The 14,924-nt window shown below is 69.0% G+C and carries 14 protein-coding genes; 6 read left to right on the top strand and 8 right to left on the bottom strand.

Features of this window, described 5'->3' with window-relative positions; genetic code table 11:
* Nucleotides 1-91: 91 nt before the first annotated feature.
* Both ACIBVQ_RS20655 and ACIBVQ_RS20650 read left to right on the top strand, forming a co-directional pair.
* Nucleotides 92-511, top strand: coding sequence for a hypothetical protein (locus ACIBVQ_RS20655; RefSeq protein ID WP_352011290.1), 420 nt, complete (start codon nucleotides 92-94; stop codon nucleotides 509-511).
* A 421-nt stretch (nucleotides 512-932) separates the two neighbouring features.
* Complete coding sequence (locus tag ACIBVQ_RS20650) at nucleotides 933-1,415, top strand: hypothetical protein (protein WP_399179185.1); 483 nt, start codon at nucleotides 933-935, stop codon at nucleotides 1,413-1,415.
* Between the two features lie 6 nt (nucleotides 1,416-1,421).
* Here ACIBVQ_RS20650 and ACIBVQ_RS20645 read toward each other — a convergent pair whose 3' ends face one another.
* Nucleotides 1,422-2,192: a neutral zinc metallopeptidase gene (locus tag ACIBVQ_RS20645; RefSeq protein WP_399179183.1), complete on the bottom strand. Its 771-nt coding sequence runs from the start codon at nucleotides 2,190-2,192 to the stop codon at nucleotides 1,422-1,424.
* Nucleotides 2,193-2,382: 190 nt separating this feature from the next.
* Nucleotides 2,383-3,339 (bottom strand): neutral zinc metallopeptidase, encoded by a 957-nt coding sequence (locus tag ACIBVQ_RS20640; protein WP_399179181.1) that lies wholly within the window; start codon nucleotides 3,337-3,339, stop codon nucleotides 2,383-2,385.
* A 119-nt stretch (nucleotides 3,340-3,458) separates the two neighbouring features.
* On the opposite strand from ACIBVQ_RS20640, the gene dxs reads away from it, so the two are divergent.
* Nucleotides 3,459-5,393 (top strand): 1-deoxy-D-xylulose-5-phosphate synthase, encoded by a 1,935-nt coding sequence (dxs, locus tag ACIBVQ_RS20635; protein ID WP_362775511.1) that lies wholly within the window; start codon nucleotides 3,459-3,461, stop codon nucleotides 5,391-5,393.
* Here the strand turns inward: dxs and ACIBVQ_RS20630 are convergent.
* On the bottom strand, nucleotides 5,338-6,018 hold the full coding sequence (locus ACIBVQ_RS20630) for a DedA family protein (protein WP_399179179.1): 681 nt from the start codon (nucleotides 6,016-6,018) through the stop codon (nucleotides 5,338-5,340). The genes dxs and ACIBVQ_RS20630 overlap by 56 nt on opposite strands.
* Nucleotides 6,019-6,160: 142 nt before the next feature.
* Between ACIBVQ_RS20630 and ACIBVQ_RS20625 the strand changes: the two genes are divergently transcribed.
* Entirely contained in the window at nucleotides 6,161-7,648 is a 1,488-nt protein-coding gene (locus ACIBVQ_RS20625) for an amino acid permease (protein ID WP_362911604.1), read from the top strand.
* 4 nt (nucleotides 7,649-7,652) lie between these two features.
* Here the strand turns inward: ACIBVQ_RS20625 and ACIBVQ_RS20620 are convergent, their stop codons facing one another.
* The 3 genes from ACIBVQ_RS20620 to ACIBVQ_RS20610 all read right to left on the bottom strand — a co-directional run bounded on the left by ACIBVQ_RS20620 (nucleotide 7,653) and on the right by ACIBVQ_RS20610 (nucleotide 11,432).
* Nucleotides 7,653-8,042, bottom strand: coding sequence for an SSI family serine proteinase inhibitor (locus ACIBVQ_RS20620; protein WP_399179176.1), 390 nt, complete (start codon nucleotides 8,040-8,042; stop codon nucleotides 7,653-7,655).
* A gap of 109 nt (nucleotides 8,043-8,151) precedes the next feature.
* Entirely contained in the window at nucleotides 8,152-10,236 is a 2,085-nt protein-coding gene (locus tag ACIBVQ_RS20615; protein ID WP_399179174.1) for a 3-hydroxyacyl-CoA dehydrogenase NAD-binding domain-containing protein, read from the bottom strand.
* Complete coding sequence (locus ACIBVQ_RS20610; RefSeq protein WP_362775519.1) at nucleotides 10,233-11,432, bottom strand: thiolase family protein; 1,200 nt, start codon at nucleotides 11,430-11,432, stop codon at nucleotides 10,233-10,235. Before ACIBVQ_RS20610 ends, ACIBVQ_RS20615 begins: the two co-directional genes overlap by 4 nt.
* Nucleotides 11,433-11,845: 413 nt before the next feature.
* Between ACIBVQ_RS20610 and ACIBVQ_RS20605 the strand changes: the two genes are divergently transcribed.
* Together ACIBVQ_RS20605 and ACIBVQ_RS20600 are read left to right on the top strand one after the other, a co-directional pair.
* Nucleotides 11,846-12,478 (top strand): DUF1524 domain-containing protein, encoded by a 633-nt coding sequence (locus ACIBVQ_RS20605; protein ID WP_362775521.1) that lies wholly within the window; start codon nucleotides 11,846-11,848, stop codon nucleotides 12,476-12,478.
* Nucleotides 12,479-12,673: 195 nt separating this feature from the next.
* The gene (locus ACIBVQ_RS20600; RefSeq protein ID WP_399179284.1) at nucleotides 12,674-13,015 is read left to right on the top strand and encodes a YciI family protein; all 342 of its coding nucleotides are present in this window, start codon (nucleotides 12,674-12,676) and stop codon (nucleotides 13,013-13,015) included.
* Between the two features lie 72 nt (nucleotides 13,016-13,087).
* On the opposite strand, the gene ACIBVQ_RS20595 is transcribed toward ACIBVQ_RS20600, so the two are convergent.
* Nucleotides 13,088-14,314: a ribonuclease D gene (locus ACIBVQ_RS20595; RefSeq protein ID WP_362911602.1), complete on the bottom strand. Its 1,227-nt coding sequence runs from the start codon at nucleotides 14,312-14,314 to the stop codon at nucleotides 13,088-13,090.
* Complete coding sequence (locus tag ACIBVQ_RS20590) at nucleotides 14,311-14,907, bottom strand: DUF3000 domain-containing protein (protein ID WP_352011302.1); 597 nt, start codon at nucleotides 14,905-14,907, stop codon at nucleotides 14,311-14,313. The genes ACIBVQ_RS20595 and ACIBVQ_RS20590 overlap by 4 nt, the downstream gene beginning before the upstream one ends.
* Nucleotides 14,908-14,924 lie beyond the last annotated feature (17 nt).

The raw sequence follows: 14,924 nt of genomic DNA, 5'->3' as shown, positions 1-14,924 counted from the left end.
GTACTCGTGGAAGGGCGGTGGGACGTTGGTTGCCTCTTCGGAAGGGAAACGAAGCGAGTCGGGTCCGTGGAAGCGATGGCCTCGTCGTGCAGTGTGGGTGCTCGCGCCGGTTCTGCTGCTTTACGTGGTCGTCATGACACCGGCGTGGATGCACGACCATCAGTTGGCCGGTCTGGTTGACCGGGCTCTGGGCTACCCCCTGCCGAAGGGGAGCGATCTCGGGGACTACGAGCCACAGAGCGAAGTGAGACCAGGCGCCGATCTGTGCAACTATCACGTTCGTTTTGAGATCGAGACGGAAGCCTCGGCCGAAGAGGTGCTGACGTACTATCGGACCGCGAAAATCACCCCTGTCGGAGAGGGTGACTTGGCGGTCAACGTCTGGGAACCTTTCGGTCCCCCTGCTTCTCCTATGGACGATCCGAAGGAGAACGGCGGTCGTCGGCGGATCATCGTCGAACTTCAGGACAACCATCACGACGGCGGCTTCTGGGATCTCCGCTGTCTTTGAGGGTCATGGTCTCCGGTCCTGAAGGCTGGAGACGACTCAGCTGAAGGCCTGGTGCCCTCACGGGCTCGACATTGTGACCGCGGCGGACGTGATTTTTTCAGGTGATCCGGCTGGCCGCTGAAAAGGTGCAATACAGCGTGGGCCGACACATTGAATCGACTGTTTGCGGGTGGTCCGGTGGGTCGTCGCCAAATGAACCACCTTCTCGGCGGCCGGGTCGTGTTCGTAAGCACGCCCTCCAACGGTCTTGAGAGTGAGGACCGAACCTTCGAGCTCTTGAAACCGCGGTGAAGAGGACGTTGTTCTCCTGCTCGGCATCACGGCGGTACTCATGGACGGAAACGGCCAACCCTCCAGAGCGTGACTCTCGGCTTGAGAAAGCCGGTCTTGTCGTGCTGGGCGTACGGCGTCGGGAGGCCTGATGCGGCCGGAGGACGCGTGGAGGCTTGTGATTTCAACCGGGGTCGAGCCCCCTGCGGCCGTGGACGAGGAAAGCGAGGATCACCTCGGGGAGGTCAACCGGCAGTGGGAGAACGTCGCGCGCCGGAACGGGGTGATCGACCGTGACGGGACCTTCCTGCCGTCTCCCTCCGGGGCGGGGCGTCTGGATCAGCCAGGTGACGTCCGGCTGGCCCAGGAGCTGGCGCTTGATCCTGGAGAGCCGGAGTTCGTCACGAGGTCGAACCCCGGAAACGCCGTCATCGGTGTCACGGCCGAAGAGCACAGTACGTGGATAAGAGGCATGGACCACCTGACAGACCAGAAGGACAAGTCTGACCGTTCTTCCGTCCTTCATGGCCGGCCTGATCCGTGTGTCCAGGCCAAGAGGCAGGACTGCGCATGCCGATCGAACAGTCCCGTTCTGAGGGGCAGAACCCGGCTGGACGACGCCCCTCGAAGATGAACGGAGTCAGGCGACCTTGGAGGCCGGGGCGGTGAAGGTGTTGCAGGCGTCGGGGGAGTCGGCGGCGAAGCCTCGGCGGATCCAGTAGGCGATGTTGGCGTGTTTGCCGTGGGTGGCGTTGCCGATGGCGACCTTGATCATGTAGTCCAGGTCCCTCTTGCGGCGGCCGAGGGACATCCAGACGCTTCCGATGAAGGCGCCGCCGAAGCACTCGGCCTGGAGCTCCATTCTGCGGGTCGCGTCGAGTTCCGCCGCCTTGTTCCTGTACTTGCGGTTGAGATACGACGTCATGATCCCGGTGAGCTGCTGCACGTGGTGACCGTATTCGTGGGCGATCGTCGCGAACAGGAGCAGCTCTGTCTGCTTGGAGAGGATGTCACGGTCGAGCCGGAAGGTGATCCTCTGGTTGTTCGGGCAGTAGACGGCCTGGGCGGTCTTGGGGTATTTGCCGCAGCCGGTCTGCAGGTCCGTCCGGGTGGTCGTGACGAGCTTGGGCCTGGAGAACGAGAAATTCGCCTCGGTCAGATGGTCTCCCCAGCCGGTGTTCAGGCAGTCGAGCAGGAACTCCAGGTCGACCCGGGCGGCGTCGAGGTCGTCGGGCTGGGTCGGCTGCTCGTCGCACGACTTGATCCTGAACCGCCCGCTGTCGTAGATCGGGTTGCTCTTCGTGGGGTCCTTGCTCACGGACGCCTGCGCGAAGGGGGCCGCGCCGGCCGTACCGGCGAACAGCAGGCTCGCCAGCACACCGGAAACAAGGGAGATGGCGGGGATACGCATGATCCCGAACCTTAATGGAGGTAAAGAGGGGGGTAAAGCGAAATGCCCCTGGTGGGTATGGTCAACGAAACGGAGGATATCGGATGTTAAGCCTGATAGGCGGACCGAGGGCGGTTTAAAGACGACCGAAAGCTGAGATAAGAGGCATCCGAAGAGATAACGCGAAAAATCCTGAAAGCGACGGAAGAGGTCAGGAGACCGTGCTCGCGGAGGCGGACCAGGTGTTGCACGCCGACGGGGAACCCACCTCGAAGCCGCGCTGCATCCAGTAGGCCTGGTTGCGGCCCTTCCCGTGGTCGTTCCTGATCCAGTTCTTGTGGCCGTTGGCCGTGACCCACTCGATGATCGAGTCCCAGTCGGCCTGCTCGACGGACAGGTCGGCGGAGACCTGGCGGAGGAAGGCCGAGCCCAGGCAGTCGGCCTGCAGTTCGAGGCGGCGGGAGAAGGCGAGCTTGGTCGAGAGCCTGGCGTTCCAGACGCTCCTGCCGTAGTAGTCCATGACGCCCATGAGCTTCTGCACGTGGTGACCGTACTCGTGGGCCATGAACTGGGCGTGGTTGATCGGGTAGGGGTTGCTCAGCGCCTCGCGGAGCACACCGATGTAGATCGTGCGGTTGGTCGAGCAGTAGAACCCCGCGGCCTTGGCCGGCCACCGCCCGCACGGGCTGGTCACCTTGGTCGTGGTGGTGAAGCGCAGGGCCGGGCGGGAGAAGGGCAGGCCGGCGGCGGTGAGCCGCGCCCTCCACACCCGGTCGAGACAGCGGGTGATGCGGGTCATGAACGTCCGGTACGAGGAGGCGCTTCCCTCGCGGATTCCCCCCGCCAGGCACCGTGAGGACGAGGAGACGCCACGCACCCGGTAGAGGGGGCTGGTCGTGGCGGCGGCGCGCCCGGTGGGCGCCTCCCGCTGCGCGCCCCCGGAGAGCCGGGAGTGCTGGGGGGACGGCTTGGCCGCCGGTGAGTCGGCCGCGGGGGTGCTGAGGTTCGTGGTGGCCGAGGCGGCTGTGGCGGGCTTGGCGCCACCGAGGGGGCCGGTGAAGGGACCGATGGGAGCGCACGCACTCACGGCGCCGACGACCACGAGCAGGAGAGATGCCGTGATCGCGGTGGTGAGTGATGGTTGTTGCCCGGAGGGGGAAGTGCGCATGGTGAGGCAAAGGGTATTGCAAGTGTGGATAAAGTGTGCAGAATCGCCGTCCCCGGGGGAGGTGTCCGTCATGCGAACTAGACTCGGCTCTGACGCTGACCGACAGAGGGGATGATTCCGTGAGCGAGCGGACCGGACGGCCTGGCAGTCTGCTGGATTCGGTCAAGGGACCACGGGACCTGAAGGCGCTGGGGGCGGACGAGTTGCCCCGGCTCGCCGCGGAGATCCGGGATCTGCTGATCAGTTCGACGGCGCGTGGCGGCGGTCACCTGGGCCCCAACCTCGGTGTGGTCGAGCTGACGATCGCGCTGCACCGGGTCTTCGACTCCCCGCGCGACCGCATCCTGTGGGACACCGGTCACCAGGCCTACGTCCACAAGATGCTCACGGGCAGGGCGGCGGACTTCGACCGGCTCCGGCAGGAGGGCGGCCTGTCCGGCTACCCCAGCCAGGCCGAGTCCGAGCACGACGTCATCGAGAACTCGCACGCCTCGACCGCGCTGTCCTACGCCGACGGCCTGGCCAAGGCCCACCGGCTGCGCCGCGAGAACGACCGCACGGTCGTCGCGGTGATCGGCGATGGAGCGCTCACCGGCGGCATGGCCTGGGAGGCGCTCAACAACATCGCGGCCCACAAGGACCTGCCGCTGATCATCGTGGTCAACGACAACGGCCGCTCCTACTCGCCGACCATCGGCGGTCTCGCCTCGCACCTGGCCTCGCTGCGCGCCACCCAGCGCTACGAGGACATGCTGGAGTTCGTCAAGGACAACCTGGCGAAGGTCCCCGTGGTCGGCTCCCCGGTCTACGACGCGCTGCACGGCGTGAAGAAGGGCATCAAGGACGTCCTGGCCCCGCAGGTGATGTTCGAGGACCTCGGCCTGAAGTACATCGGCCTGGTCGACGGCCACGACGAGCAGGCCGTCGAGGCCGCGCTGCGCAAGGCCCGCGACTTCCGCCGCCCGGTCATCGTGCACGTCCTGACCAAGAAGGGCTTCGGCTACTCCTTCGCGGAGAACCACGACGAGGACCGCTTCCACTCGCCCAGCGCCTTCGACCCGCTGACCGGCGAGGAGAAGCCCAAGCCGCACGGCTGGACCAACGTCTTCAGCGAGGAGATCGTACGGCTGGCCGCAGAACGCCAGGACATCGTTGCCATCACCGCCGCGATGCTCGGCCCGGTCGGCCTGATCCCGTTCTCCGAGGCCTACCCCGAGCGTCTCTACGACGTCGGCATCGCCGAGCAGCACGCGCTGACCAGCGCGGCGGGCCTGGCCCTCGGCGGGCTGCACCCGGTCGTCGCGCTCTACTCGACCTTCCTCAACCGGGCCTTCGACCAGCTGCTCATGGACGTCGCCCTGCACCGCCTGCCGGTCACCGTCGTGCTCGACAGGGCGGGTGTGACCGGTGACGACGGCGCCAGCCACAACGGCATGTGGGACCTGTCGATCCTGCAGGTCGTCCCCGGCCTGTCGATCGCCGTGCCGCGTGACGAGCCGCGCCTGCGCGAGCTGCTGGCCGAGGCGGTCGCGATCGAGGACGGCCCGAGCGTGGTCCGCTACCCCAAGGGGCCGGTGTCCACGGAGATCGAGGCGGTCGGACGGCTCGGCGAGATGGACGTGCTGCGCCAGGGGCGGCAGGGCGGCGACTCCGACGTGCTGCTGGTCTGCGTCGGCCCGATGGCCGAGCTGTGCGTCGAGGCGGCCGCGCTGCTCGACGCCCAGGGCATCTCGGCGACCGTGGTCGACCCGCGATGGGTCAAGCCTCTCGACGAGGAGGCCCTGGTCAAGGCCGCCTGCGCGCACAAGCTGGTCGTGGTCGTCGAGGACAACGGCCGGGTCGGCGGCGTCGGCGACGCGGTGGCCAGGGTGCTGCGCGACGCCGACGTGGACGTCCCGGTCCGCACCCACGGCATCCCGCAGCGCTTCCTCGACCACGCGAAGCGGGCGAAGATCCTCGGCGACATCGGGCTGACCGCGCAGGACATCGCCCGCCAGATCACCGAGGCGGTCGCGCGGCGCTCTCCGGCTCTGGAGAACCAGCCGGCCCGCTGACCGCCGTCGCCTCGGCGGCCGGTGAGACGGCCGCCCTGGCGGCGCGGCTGCGCCGTACGATCACGAACAGGCCGACGGCCAGTACGGTGGCGCAGGCGGCGATCGGCACCAGCAGGTGCTGGTGCTCACGGGCGAAGGTGCCCGCCACGGAGCCGAGCGTCAGATAGGTCGTCACCCACAGGGCGCTGCCGGGAACCGCCCAGCGGATGAACCTCCTGTACGGCACGCCGAGGCTCCCCGCCAGGACCGGGGTCAGCCCGTTGACCAGCGGCAGGAAGTAGGAGGCGGCCAGGGCGGGGCCGCCTCCCTCACTCATGGCCACCCGCTCGGCCCTGCTCCAGCGGCGTTCGCCGATCCACCGGCCCGCTCTGCTGTGACGCACGCGCGAGCCGTACCGGCGGCCGATCAGCCAGCCGCCGGTCGAGCCGAGGAAACAGCCCACGACCCCGGCCAGCGCCGCGACCGCGATCTCGGCGGGGCCGGTCAGCGCGGTTCCCGCCACGACGATCGCGGCGTCCCCGGGGACCACGGTCCCGATCAGCAGGGAACCGTCCAGCGTGAGCAGCGCCAGCAGCACCGCGCCGACCAGGAATGGGTCCAGCTGGCCCAGCGTGTCCAAGAGCATGACCCCATGCTTCCTCTGGACGGGCAGGCGGACATCGGGATTTTCCCCTAAAGAACCCCGAGTATCACCGTTCAGCGACTGATCGGTTGGGCATGACTTGCTCCATAAAGGTGGGCGACTGTGGATGGTCAAGGAGGACCCCATGGGTGCGCAACGTGCCAGAGGAGTATTACGCGTAAAGTCGGTCGAGCAGTCGATCAGGGACACCGAGGCCCCCGAGCACCGGCTTCGCAAGGATCTCTCCGCGCTCGACCTGACGGTCTTCGGGATCGGCGTCATCGTCGGCACCGGAATCTTCGTGCTCACCGGGCGGGTCGCCAGAGACCTGGCGGGACCCGCGGTCGCGTTGTCGTTCGTGGTGGCCGGAGTCGTCTGCGCGCTGGCCGCGCTCTGCTACGCGGAGTTCGCCTCGACCGTGCCCGTCGCCGGTTCGGCCTACACCTTCTCCTTCGCCACACTCGGCGAGTTCCCCGCCTGGATCATCGGGTGGGACCTGACGCTGGAGATGGCCCTGGCGGCCGCGGTCGTCGCGGTCGGCTGGTCGGGCTACCTGACGTCGTTGCTGAGCTCCTACGGGATACATCTGCCCGATGCGATCGCGGGGGAAGGGGCGGCCTTCAACCTGCCGGCCGCGTTGATCGTGCTGATCCTCACCGCGGTCCTGGTCGCCGGGGTCAAGCTGTCGTCCCGGGTGAATCTGATCATCGTCGCGATCAAGGTCGCCGTGGTGCTGCTGGTCATCGTCGCGGGGCTGTTCTTCCTCAACGCGGAGAACTACACGCCGTTCGTCCCGCCGGCGCAGCAGACGCCCGCGGTCGAGGGCCTGGCCGCTCCGCTGATCCAGGTGTTGTTCGGGGTCACACCGGTCGCCTTCGGCGTCTTCGGCATCTTCGGCGCGGCGGCGATCGTGTTCTTCGCCTACATCGGCTTCGACATCGTCGCGACCGCCGCGGAGGAGACCCGCCGCCCGCAGCGCGACCTGCCGATCGGCATCATCGCCTCACTGGCCATCTGCACGGTCCTGTACGTCGCGGTCTCCCTGGTCGTCGTCGGCATGCAGCCGTACTCCAAGCTCAGTGAGGCCGCGCCGCTCGCGGACGCCTTCAAGGCCGTCGGACAGACCTGGGCGGCCACGCTCATCAGCGTCGGCGCGCTGGCCGGTCTCACCACCGTCGTGATGATCCTCATGCTCGGCCAGTCACGGGTGCTGTTCGCGATGTCCCGCGACAACCTGCTGCCGCGGAGCCTGGCCAGGGTCCACCCCAGGTTCGGCACCCCGGCCAGGATCACGATCATCATGGGCGTCGTCGTGGCCGTGCTGGCGGGGCTGGTCCCGCTGTCCACGATCGCCGAGCTGGTCAACATCGGCACGCTCTTCGCGTTCGTGGTCGTCTCGATCGCGGTGGTCATCCTGCGCCGGACCCGTCCGGATCTGCCGCGTTCGTTCCGTACGCCGCTGGTACCGCTGGTGCCGATCCTGTCGGTGCTGGCCTGCCTCTACCTGATGCTCAACCTGCCGGTGGAGACCTGGCTCAGGTTCGTGGTGTGGATGATCATCGGAGTCGTCATCTACGCCCTGTACGGCTACCGCCACAGTCGCGTCGCCCATTCGGCCGAGACCGGCTCGTAGCAGGTCAGAAGGAGAACACCGGGCCGGTGAGGGCCGTCATCTCACACCGGTTGTCATAGGTGTGCTCGAACCGCACCGGCCTGCCCTCCCATGTCCCCGAGGCGCTCACGGCGTGCGCCACGTGCTTCCGGCCGCAGATCCTGTCGACGTCGTAGGTCATCCTCGCCAGGTCGCCCCCGAACCTCCCGAGCATGCCGCAGGCGGTGGTGAAGGAGGGGCGGGACTCGGCCCGGCCACAGCGCAGCAGGACGCTCCTGGCGGGACCGCCGCCGACCGACAGGCTCAGCACGACCGCCGAGGCGGGGAGCGCCCCGGAGACCGCGCCGGAGAGCGCGGACGGCGCGGCCGCGGCGGCGAACGTCAGGACGGCGGACACGATCTTGGCGGTTCTCATGCCATCCGTTGTTCCCGGTCACTCCCGCCCCCGGGCAAAGATCGCAACCGGATCGTCCCAAGGATCACCCGGCGGTGGCCGCCCCCGTGCGGGACGGCCACCGTAGGCGTCACGCCGGGACGGAGGCGACGCCGGGAGGAAGGAAACGGGGCTCGGCGACGCCCGTACGGTCGAGATAAGGGGTGACGCCACCCAGGTGGAACGGCCAGCCCGCGCCGAGGATCATGCACAGGTCGATGTCCTGGGCCGCGGCGACCACGCCCTCGTCGAGCATGAGACGGATCTCCTCGGCCAGCGCGCGCAGGGCGCGAAGCCGTACCTCCTGCGCGGTCGAGGGGGAGGACCCGCCGGAGAAGAGGGCCGTGGCCTGCGGGTCCAGCGACAGGTCGGGGGCGTAGACCCCCGGCCTGCCCTCGGCCACCAGCCGGGCGAGGTTCTCCGAGACGCCGTAGCGGGACGGGAAGGCGGCGTGCAGGGTCTCGGCGACGTGCAGCGCGACGGCGGGACCGACGAGCTGGAGCAGCGTGAACGGGGTCATCGGCAGGCCGAGCCCGTCGAGCGCGTGGTCGGCGACCTCAAGCGGGGTGCCCTCGTCGACGGCGGCGATGACCTCGCCCATGAACCGGGTGAGCAGCCGGTTGACCACGAAGGCGGGCGCGTCCTTGACCAGCACCGACGACTTCTTCAGCGTCCTGCCGACGGTGAAGGCCGTGGCCAGGGCGGCGTCGTCGGTCTCCGCGCCCCGGACGATCTCCAGCAGCGGCATCATGGCGACCGGGTTGAAGAAGTGGAACCCGACGACCCGCTCCGGGTGCCGCAGGCCCGCGGCCATCTCGGTCACCGACAGGGAGGAGGTGTTGGTCGCCAGCACGCACTCGGCGGAGACGACCTCCTCGACCTCGGCGAACACCTTCCTCTTGACCCCGAGGTCCTCGAAGACCGCCTCGATCACGAAGTCGGCGTCGGCGAAGGCGTCCTTGGTCAGCGAGCCGGTCACCAGGCCCTTGAGCCGGTTGGCCTGGTCGGCGGACAGCCGGCCCTTGCCGAGCAGCTTGTCGATCTCGGCGTGCACGTGGCCGACGCCCCGCTCCAGCCTGTCCTGGTCCAGGTCGGTCAGCACGACCGGAACCTCAAGACGGCGGGCGAACAGCAGCGCCATCTGGGAGGCCATCAGGCCCGCGCCGACGACGCCGACCTTGGTGACCTTGCGGGCCAGCTCCCGGTCCGGGGCCCCGGCGGGCCGCTTGGCCCTGCGCTGCACCAGGTCGAAGGAGTACAGGCCCGCGCGCAGTTCGTCGCCCATGAGGAGGTCGGCCAGGGCCCGGTCCTCGGCGGCGAAACCCTCGTCGCGGGAGGCGGTACGGGCCAGTTCGATCAGGTCGAGGGCGCGGTAGGGGGCGGGGGAGGAGCCACGCAGCTTCATGTCGACCAGGAAGCGGGCGTCGGCGAGGGTCTTGGACCAGTCGCCGGCGGTGTGGTCGGTCCGGGAGACGGTCACCTCGCCGCGCAGCACCCGGGCCGCCCAGCGCAGCGACTCCTCAAGGAAGTCGGCGGGCTCGAACATCGCGTCGGCGACGCCCGCCTCGAAGGCCTCCCGGCCCTTGATCATGCGGTTCTGGGAGAGCGGGTTCTCGATGATCAGCCTGATCGCGGCGGCCGGGCCGACGAGGCGGGCAAGCAGCTGGGTGCCGCCCCAGCCGGGCACCAGGCCGAGGAAGCACTCGGGCAGCGCGACGGCCGTCACGCCGGAGGAGACGGTCCGGTAGGTGCAGTGCAGGGCGATCTCCAGGCCGCCGCCCATGGCCGCGCCGTTGACGAACGCGAACGACGGCACGTCCAGCTCGCCGAGGCGGCGGAACACCCGGTGGCCGAGCTCGCCGATCCGCAGCGCCTGCTCCCGGCCGGTGATCACCGGGAGGCCCTTGAGGTCAGCGCCGACCGCGAAGATGAACGGCTTGCCGACGACGCCGACGGCCGCAAGGTCGTTCCTGGCCGCGACCGCGTCGAGCGCCTCGCCCAGCGACGCGAGCCCCGCCGGGCCGAAGGTGGACGGCTTGGTGTGGTCGAAGCCGTTGTCCAGGGTGATCAGCGCCATGAGGCCGGCGCCGTAGGGCAGCTCGACGTCGTGGACGATCGCCTTCGTGACGACCTCGTCGGGGAACAGTTCTTCGAGGTTGCTTCCGTTGTCGGTCACTTCGTGCCCTCCCAGGCGAGGTTCTCCCAGACGACCGTTCCGCCCATGCCCATGCCGACGCACATCGTGGTCACGCCGTACCGTACGGCGGGGCGCTCACCGAACTGACGGGCCAGCTGCGTCATCAGCCGCACCCCCGAGGAGGCCAGCGGGTGGCCGTAGGCGATGGCGCCGCCGTACGGGTTGACCCTGGGGTCGTCGTCGGCGATGCCGAAGTGTTCGAGGAAGGCCAGAACCTGCACGGCGAAGGCCTCGTTGATCTCGAACAGGCCGATGTCGGAGACCGAGAGCCCGGCCAGGCGCAGCGCCCGCTCCGTCGAGGGGATGGGGCCGATCCCCATGACCTCCGGATCGACACCGGCGAAGGCGTAGGAGACCAGGCGCATCCTGGCCGTCAGGCCCAGCTCCTCGGCGACGTCGGCGGCGGCCACGATGCAGCCGGTCGCTCCGTCGTTGACGCCGGAGGCGTTGCCCGCGGTGACCCGGCCGTGCGGGCGGAAGGGGGTCTTGAGCGGGGCCAGCCCGTCGAGGGTGGTACCGGGGCGGGGAGCCTCGTCGGCGGTGGCCAGCCCCCAGCCCCGTTCTGCCGAGCGGGTCGCCACGGGGACGAGGTCGGGCTGGATGCGGCCGTCGGCGTAGGCCTTGGCGGCCTTCTCCTGGGAGGCGACGGCGAAGGCGTCCGCGCGTTCCTTGGTGATCGACGGGTAACGGTCGTGCAGGTTCTCCGCGGTCATGCCCATGACCAGGGCCGAGCCGTCCACGAGCCGCTCGGCGAGGAAGCGGGGGTTGGGGTCGACGCCCTCGCCCATCGGGTGGCGGCCCATGTGCTCGACGCCCCCGGCGATGGCCACGTCGTAGGCGCCGAAGGCGATGCCCCCGGCGACCGAGGTCACCGCGGTCATGGCGCCCGCGCACATCCGGTCGATCGCGTAACCGGGCACCGTCTTGGGCAGCCCGGCCAGAACGGCGGCCGAACGGCCGATGGTCAGGCCCTGGTCGCCGATCTGCGTGGTGGCCGCGATCGCCACCTCGTCGACGCGCTCGGGCGGCAGGTTCGGGTTGCGCCGCATCAGTTCGCGGATGACACGGATCACCAGGTCGTCTGCGCGTGTCTCGGCGTACAGACCCTTGGGGCCCGCCTTGCCGAAGGGCGTGCGCACACCGTCGACGAATACGACGTCACGAGACGAAGGCACGGGTTCGCTCCTCGTTGCTGGGTGGCTACCCGTCCATGCTACTCGTCGGTAACAACCCCTGGCACGACCGGGCGCGCCACGTCCCTGTCGCGGCGGACATCGAGCGGATGCTGATATATCGGGTTTCAAATTGAGATGACGATTGAGGGTATTTCTCGGAAATATCGATTAACCGGGAATTCGCTCCCTGTTTGGGGTGATAAAAGGCATCCGTCCGACGACCTTTTCGGGTGTCGCCGCAGGTAGAGGTTCCTTTTTGGATGGTTGGCGGCATTATCCGCCTAATCGATATCCATATCATCGTCAAACACTGATATTTGTGTGGTTATTCTCGCTTGAGAAGTTCCGTCTGTTCCCGCCTCGTGAAGCCCAGACCTCCCACTGGCCGGGGCGGGAGACAGAAGGGGCCACTCGTGAGACGAGTCGTCACCGCGGCTCTCGCCGCCCTCACCGCCGTTCTCCTCACCTCCACCCTCACCACCGGTACGGCATGGGCCGTCCCGCCCGGCATCCCCTCGCCGTCCACCGCCGCCGCCAGGCTCGACACGCTCACCGTGGAGAGCGAGTCGCACCAGGACACCTACAGCCGCACCCTCTTCCCGCACTGGATCACCATCAGCGGCACGTGCAACACCAGGGAGACCGTGCTCAAGCGGGACGGCTCCGGCGTGGTCGTCAACTCCAGCTGCGCGGCGGTCTCGGGAAGCTGGTACTCCCCCTACGACGGCGCCACCTGGACCGCCGCGAGTGACATCGACATCGACCACATGGTTCCGCTCGCCGAGGCGTGGCGGTCGGGGGCCTGGGCGTGGACCACCGCCCAGCGGCAGGCCTTCGCCAACGACCTGGACGGTCCCCAGCTGTGGGCGGTCACCGACAACGTCAACCAGCAGAAGAGCGACCAGGACCCCTCGACCTGGCAGCCCTCCCTGCCCGGCTTCCGCTGCACCTACGCCTCGGCCTGGATCCAGGTCAAGTGGGCCTACGACCTGACCCTGCAGAGCTCGGAGAAGGCCGCCCTGCAGGACATGCTCTCCTCCTGCTGACCCTCTCCGGGTACGGCCGCCGCCCCACGACGGGCGACGGCCGTACCGAGGGAGACGGTGAAATCGGGCGTTTCCGGAGTGCCGTTTCACTTTCGCCGGAAAAGCGGGCCTTGCTACCGTCCACCGCTTCGACAACCCTGTGAACAGATGCCCGTTCCAGGTGCCGTGACAGCGAGGAACGCACGCGTGAAGTACATGCTGATGATCTACAACAATCCCGAAACCTGGGAAGTCCTGTCGAACGCGGAACAGGACGGCCTGATGGACGAGGCCAGGAAACTGGCGGCGGAACTGACCGCCTCGGGGGAGTGGGCCGGCGGGGACGCCCTGGCCGACAGGTCACGGGGCAGGACCGTCCGGGTGCGGGACGGGGACCCGATGATCACCGACGGGCCGTTCATCGAGGCGAAGGAACATCTGGCGGGTTACTGCGTGATCGACTGCGCCACCGAGGAACGCGCCCTGGAGATCGCCGCCCGCTGGCCCGACGCGAGGATCTGCGCGGTGGAGATCCGGCCGATCGAACCCCCGAAATGACGGCGCCCCTCGGGCCGTGACGGCCTCAGCCGAAAACGGCCCCGAGGGGCACAGCCGTGCGAACGGCCTGGATCAGGCCTCGCCCTTGGTCTCAAGGCGGCGCAGCGCCTTGGCCATCGGGTGGGCGGTCAGCCCGATCTGCCACTCCCGCGCGCCCAGCTCACGCAGCCGGGCCGCGACGGTCTCGTCGTCGATGACGGCCGGCGGCTCCCAGGTCAGGCGGCGGACGGCGTCCGGCTGGACGAGGTTCTCCGTCGGCATGTGGTGCTCGTCGGCGAGCGCGGCCACCACGGTCCGCGCGGCGGCCAGGCGTCGCGCGGCGGCCGGGTCACGGTCCATCCACCGGTTGGCGGGCGGCGGTCCGTCACCCGGCGCGCTCGGCTGCGGGAGCTGAGCCTCGGGCAGCGCGCGCGCCCTGCCGATCGCGGCCAGCCAGTCACGCAGGTGCCTGCGGGCGCTACGGCCGGTGAACGGGGGGATCTCGGTGAGCGCCTTGGTGGTGCGGGGCTGTTCCAGGGCCGCGGTGACGATCGCCGCGTCGGGCAGGACCCGGCCGGGTGCGAGGTCGGAGTCCCTGGCCAGCCGGTCGCGGAGCGTCCACAGCTCCCTGACCACGGCGAGCCCGCGCAGCGAGCGGACCTTGTGGATGCCCGAGGTGCGCCGCCACGGGTCGGAGCGGGGCGCGGGGGACTTGTGCGCCAGCACCGCGGAGAACTCCTCCTGGGCCCAGGACAGCTTCCCGCTGGCGTCGAGTTCCTGGTAGAGGACGTCACGCAACTCGACCAGGACCTCGACGTCGAGCGCCGCGTAACGCAGCCAGTCCTCGGGCAGCGGCCGGGTCGACCAGTCGGCGGCCGAGTGACCCTTCTCCAGCCTCAGGCCGAGGACGTTCTCCACCATCATCCCCAGGCCGACCCGTTCGTAGCCGAGCAGCCGCCCGGCCAGCTCGGTGTCGAACAGCTCCCGGGGATGGAAGTTCAGCTCGGCCAGGCACGGCAGGTCCTGGGAGGCGGCGTGCAGCACGATCTCGGCGTCGGCGAGCGCCTCGTCGAGCCCGGACAGGTCGGGGCAGTGGGTCGGGTCGATCAGCGCGCTGCCCGCACCGGCGCGGCGCAGCTGTACCAGATACGCACGTCCGCTGTAGCGGTATCCCGAGGCGCGTTCGGCGTCGACGGCGACCGGCCCGGTGCCCTCGGCGAAGGCGCGCACGACACGTGCGAGGTCGGCTTCGTCCTCGATGACGGGTGGGATTCCCTCTCGCGGCTCCAGCAGCGGAACGATGGTTGTCTCGTCGGTCACGTTCGGAAGGACTCCGGATCTTCGCGACGGCGTGGCGGCAGGCTCGCCACGTCGGGTGGCAGGGGTGGTATACCGGCCGCCAGGCACATCAGATCGCACCAGGCGGCGACATGGCCGGAGAGGTCCTCCTCCAGCGGAGACCAGGAGGCGCGCAGCTCCAGTTCCGTGGTCACCGGATCTCCGTCCTTGTTGCCGAAGCCCTCGGAAACCGCCTTGGTGACGGTGCCTCCGGCGGCGGCGTAGGCGACGCCGTGCGCGTCGAGTGACTCGGTGAGCCAGCTCCACGCGACGGGGCCGAGCAACGGATCCTCGGTGATCTCGGGCTCCATGTCGGCCCGGACGTAGGCGACCAGCCGGAACTGGCCGTCCCAGCCGCGCTGGCCGTCCGGGTCGAAGAGCATGATGAGACGGCCGACCGCGAGTTCGTCGTCGTCGCGGTAGACCGACGCGCCGATGGCGGCCGAGTAGGGGGCGAGGCGCTGTGGCGCCGGGATGTCCTCCAGCTCGATCTCCGGTCTGACCTCGGTGGGGCGCATGCTGGCTGCCGCGCGCGTGAAGGCGGCGGGAGCGGGCGGCGCGTCACCGGCGGTCATACCGGAAGCGTAGGTCG

It is taken from the genome of Streptosporangium sp. NPDC049376, from assembly GCF_044466505.1.
GTDB lineage: Bacteria > Actinomycetota > Actinomycetes > Streptosporangiales > Streptosporangiaceae > Streptosporangium.
Note: the sequence above shows the minus strand (reverse complement) of the source record. Positions and strands in the feature narration are given on the sequence as shown.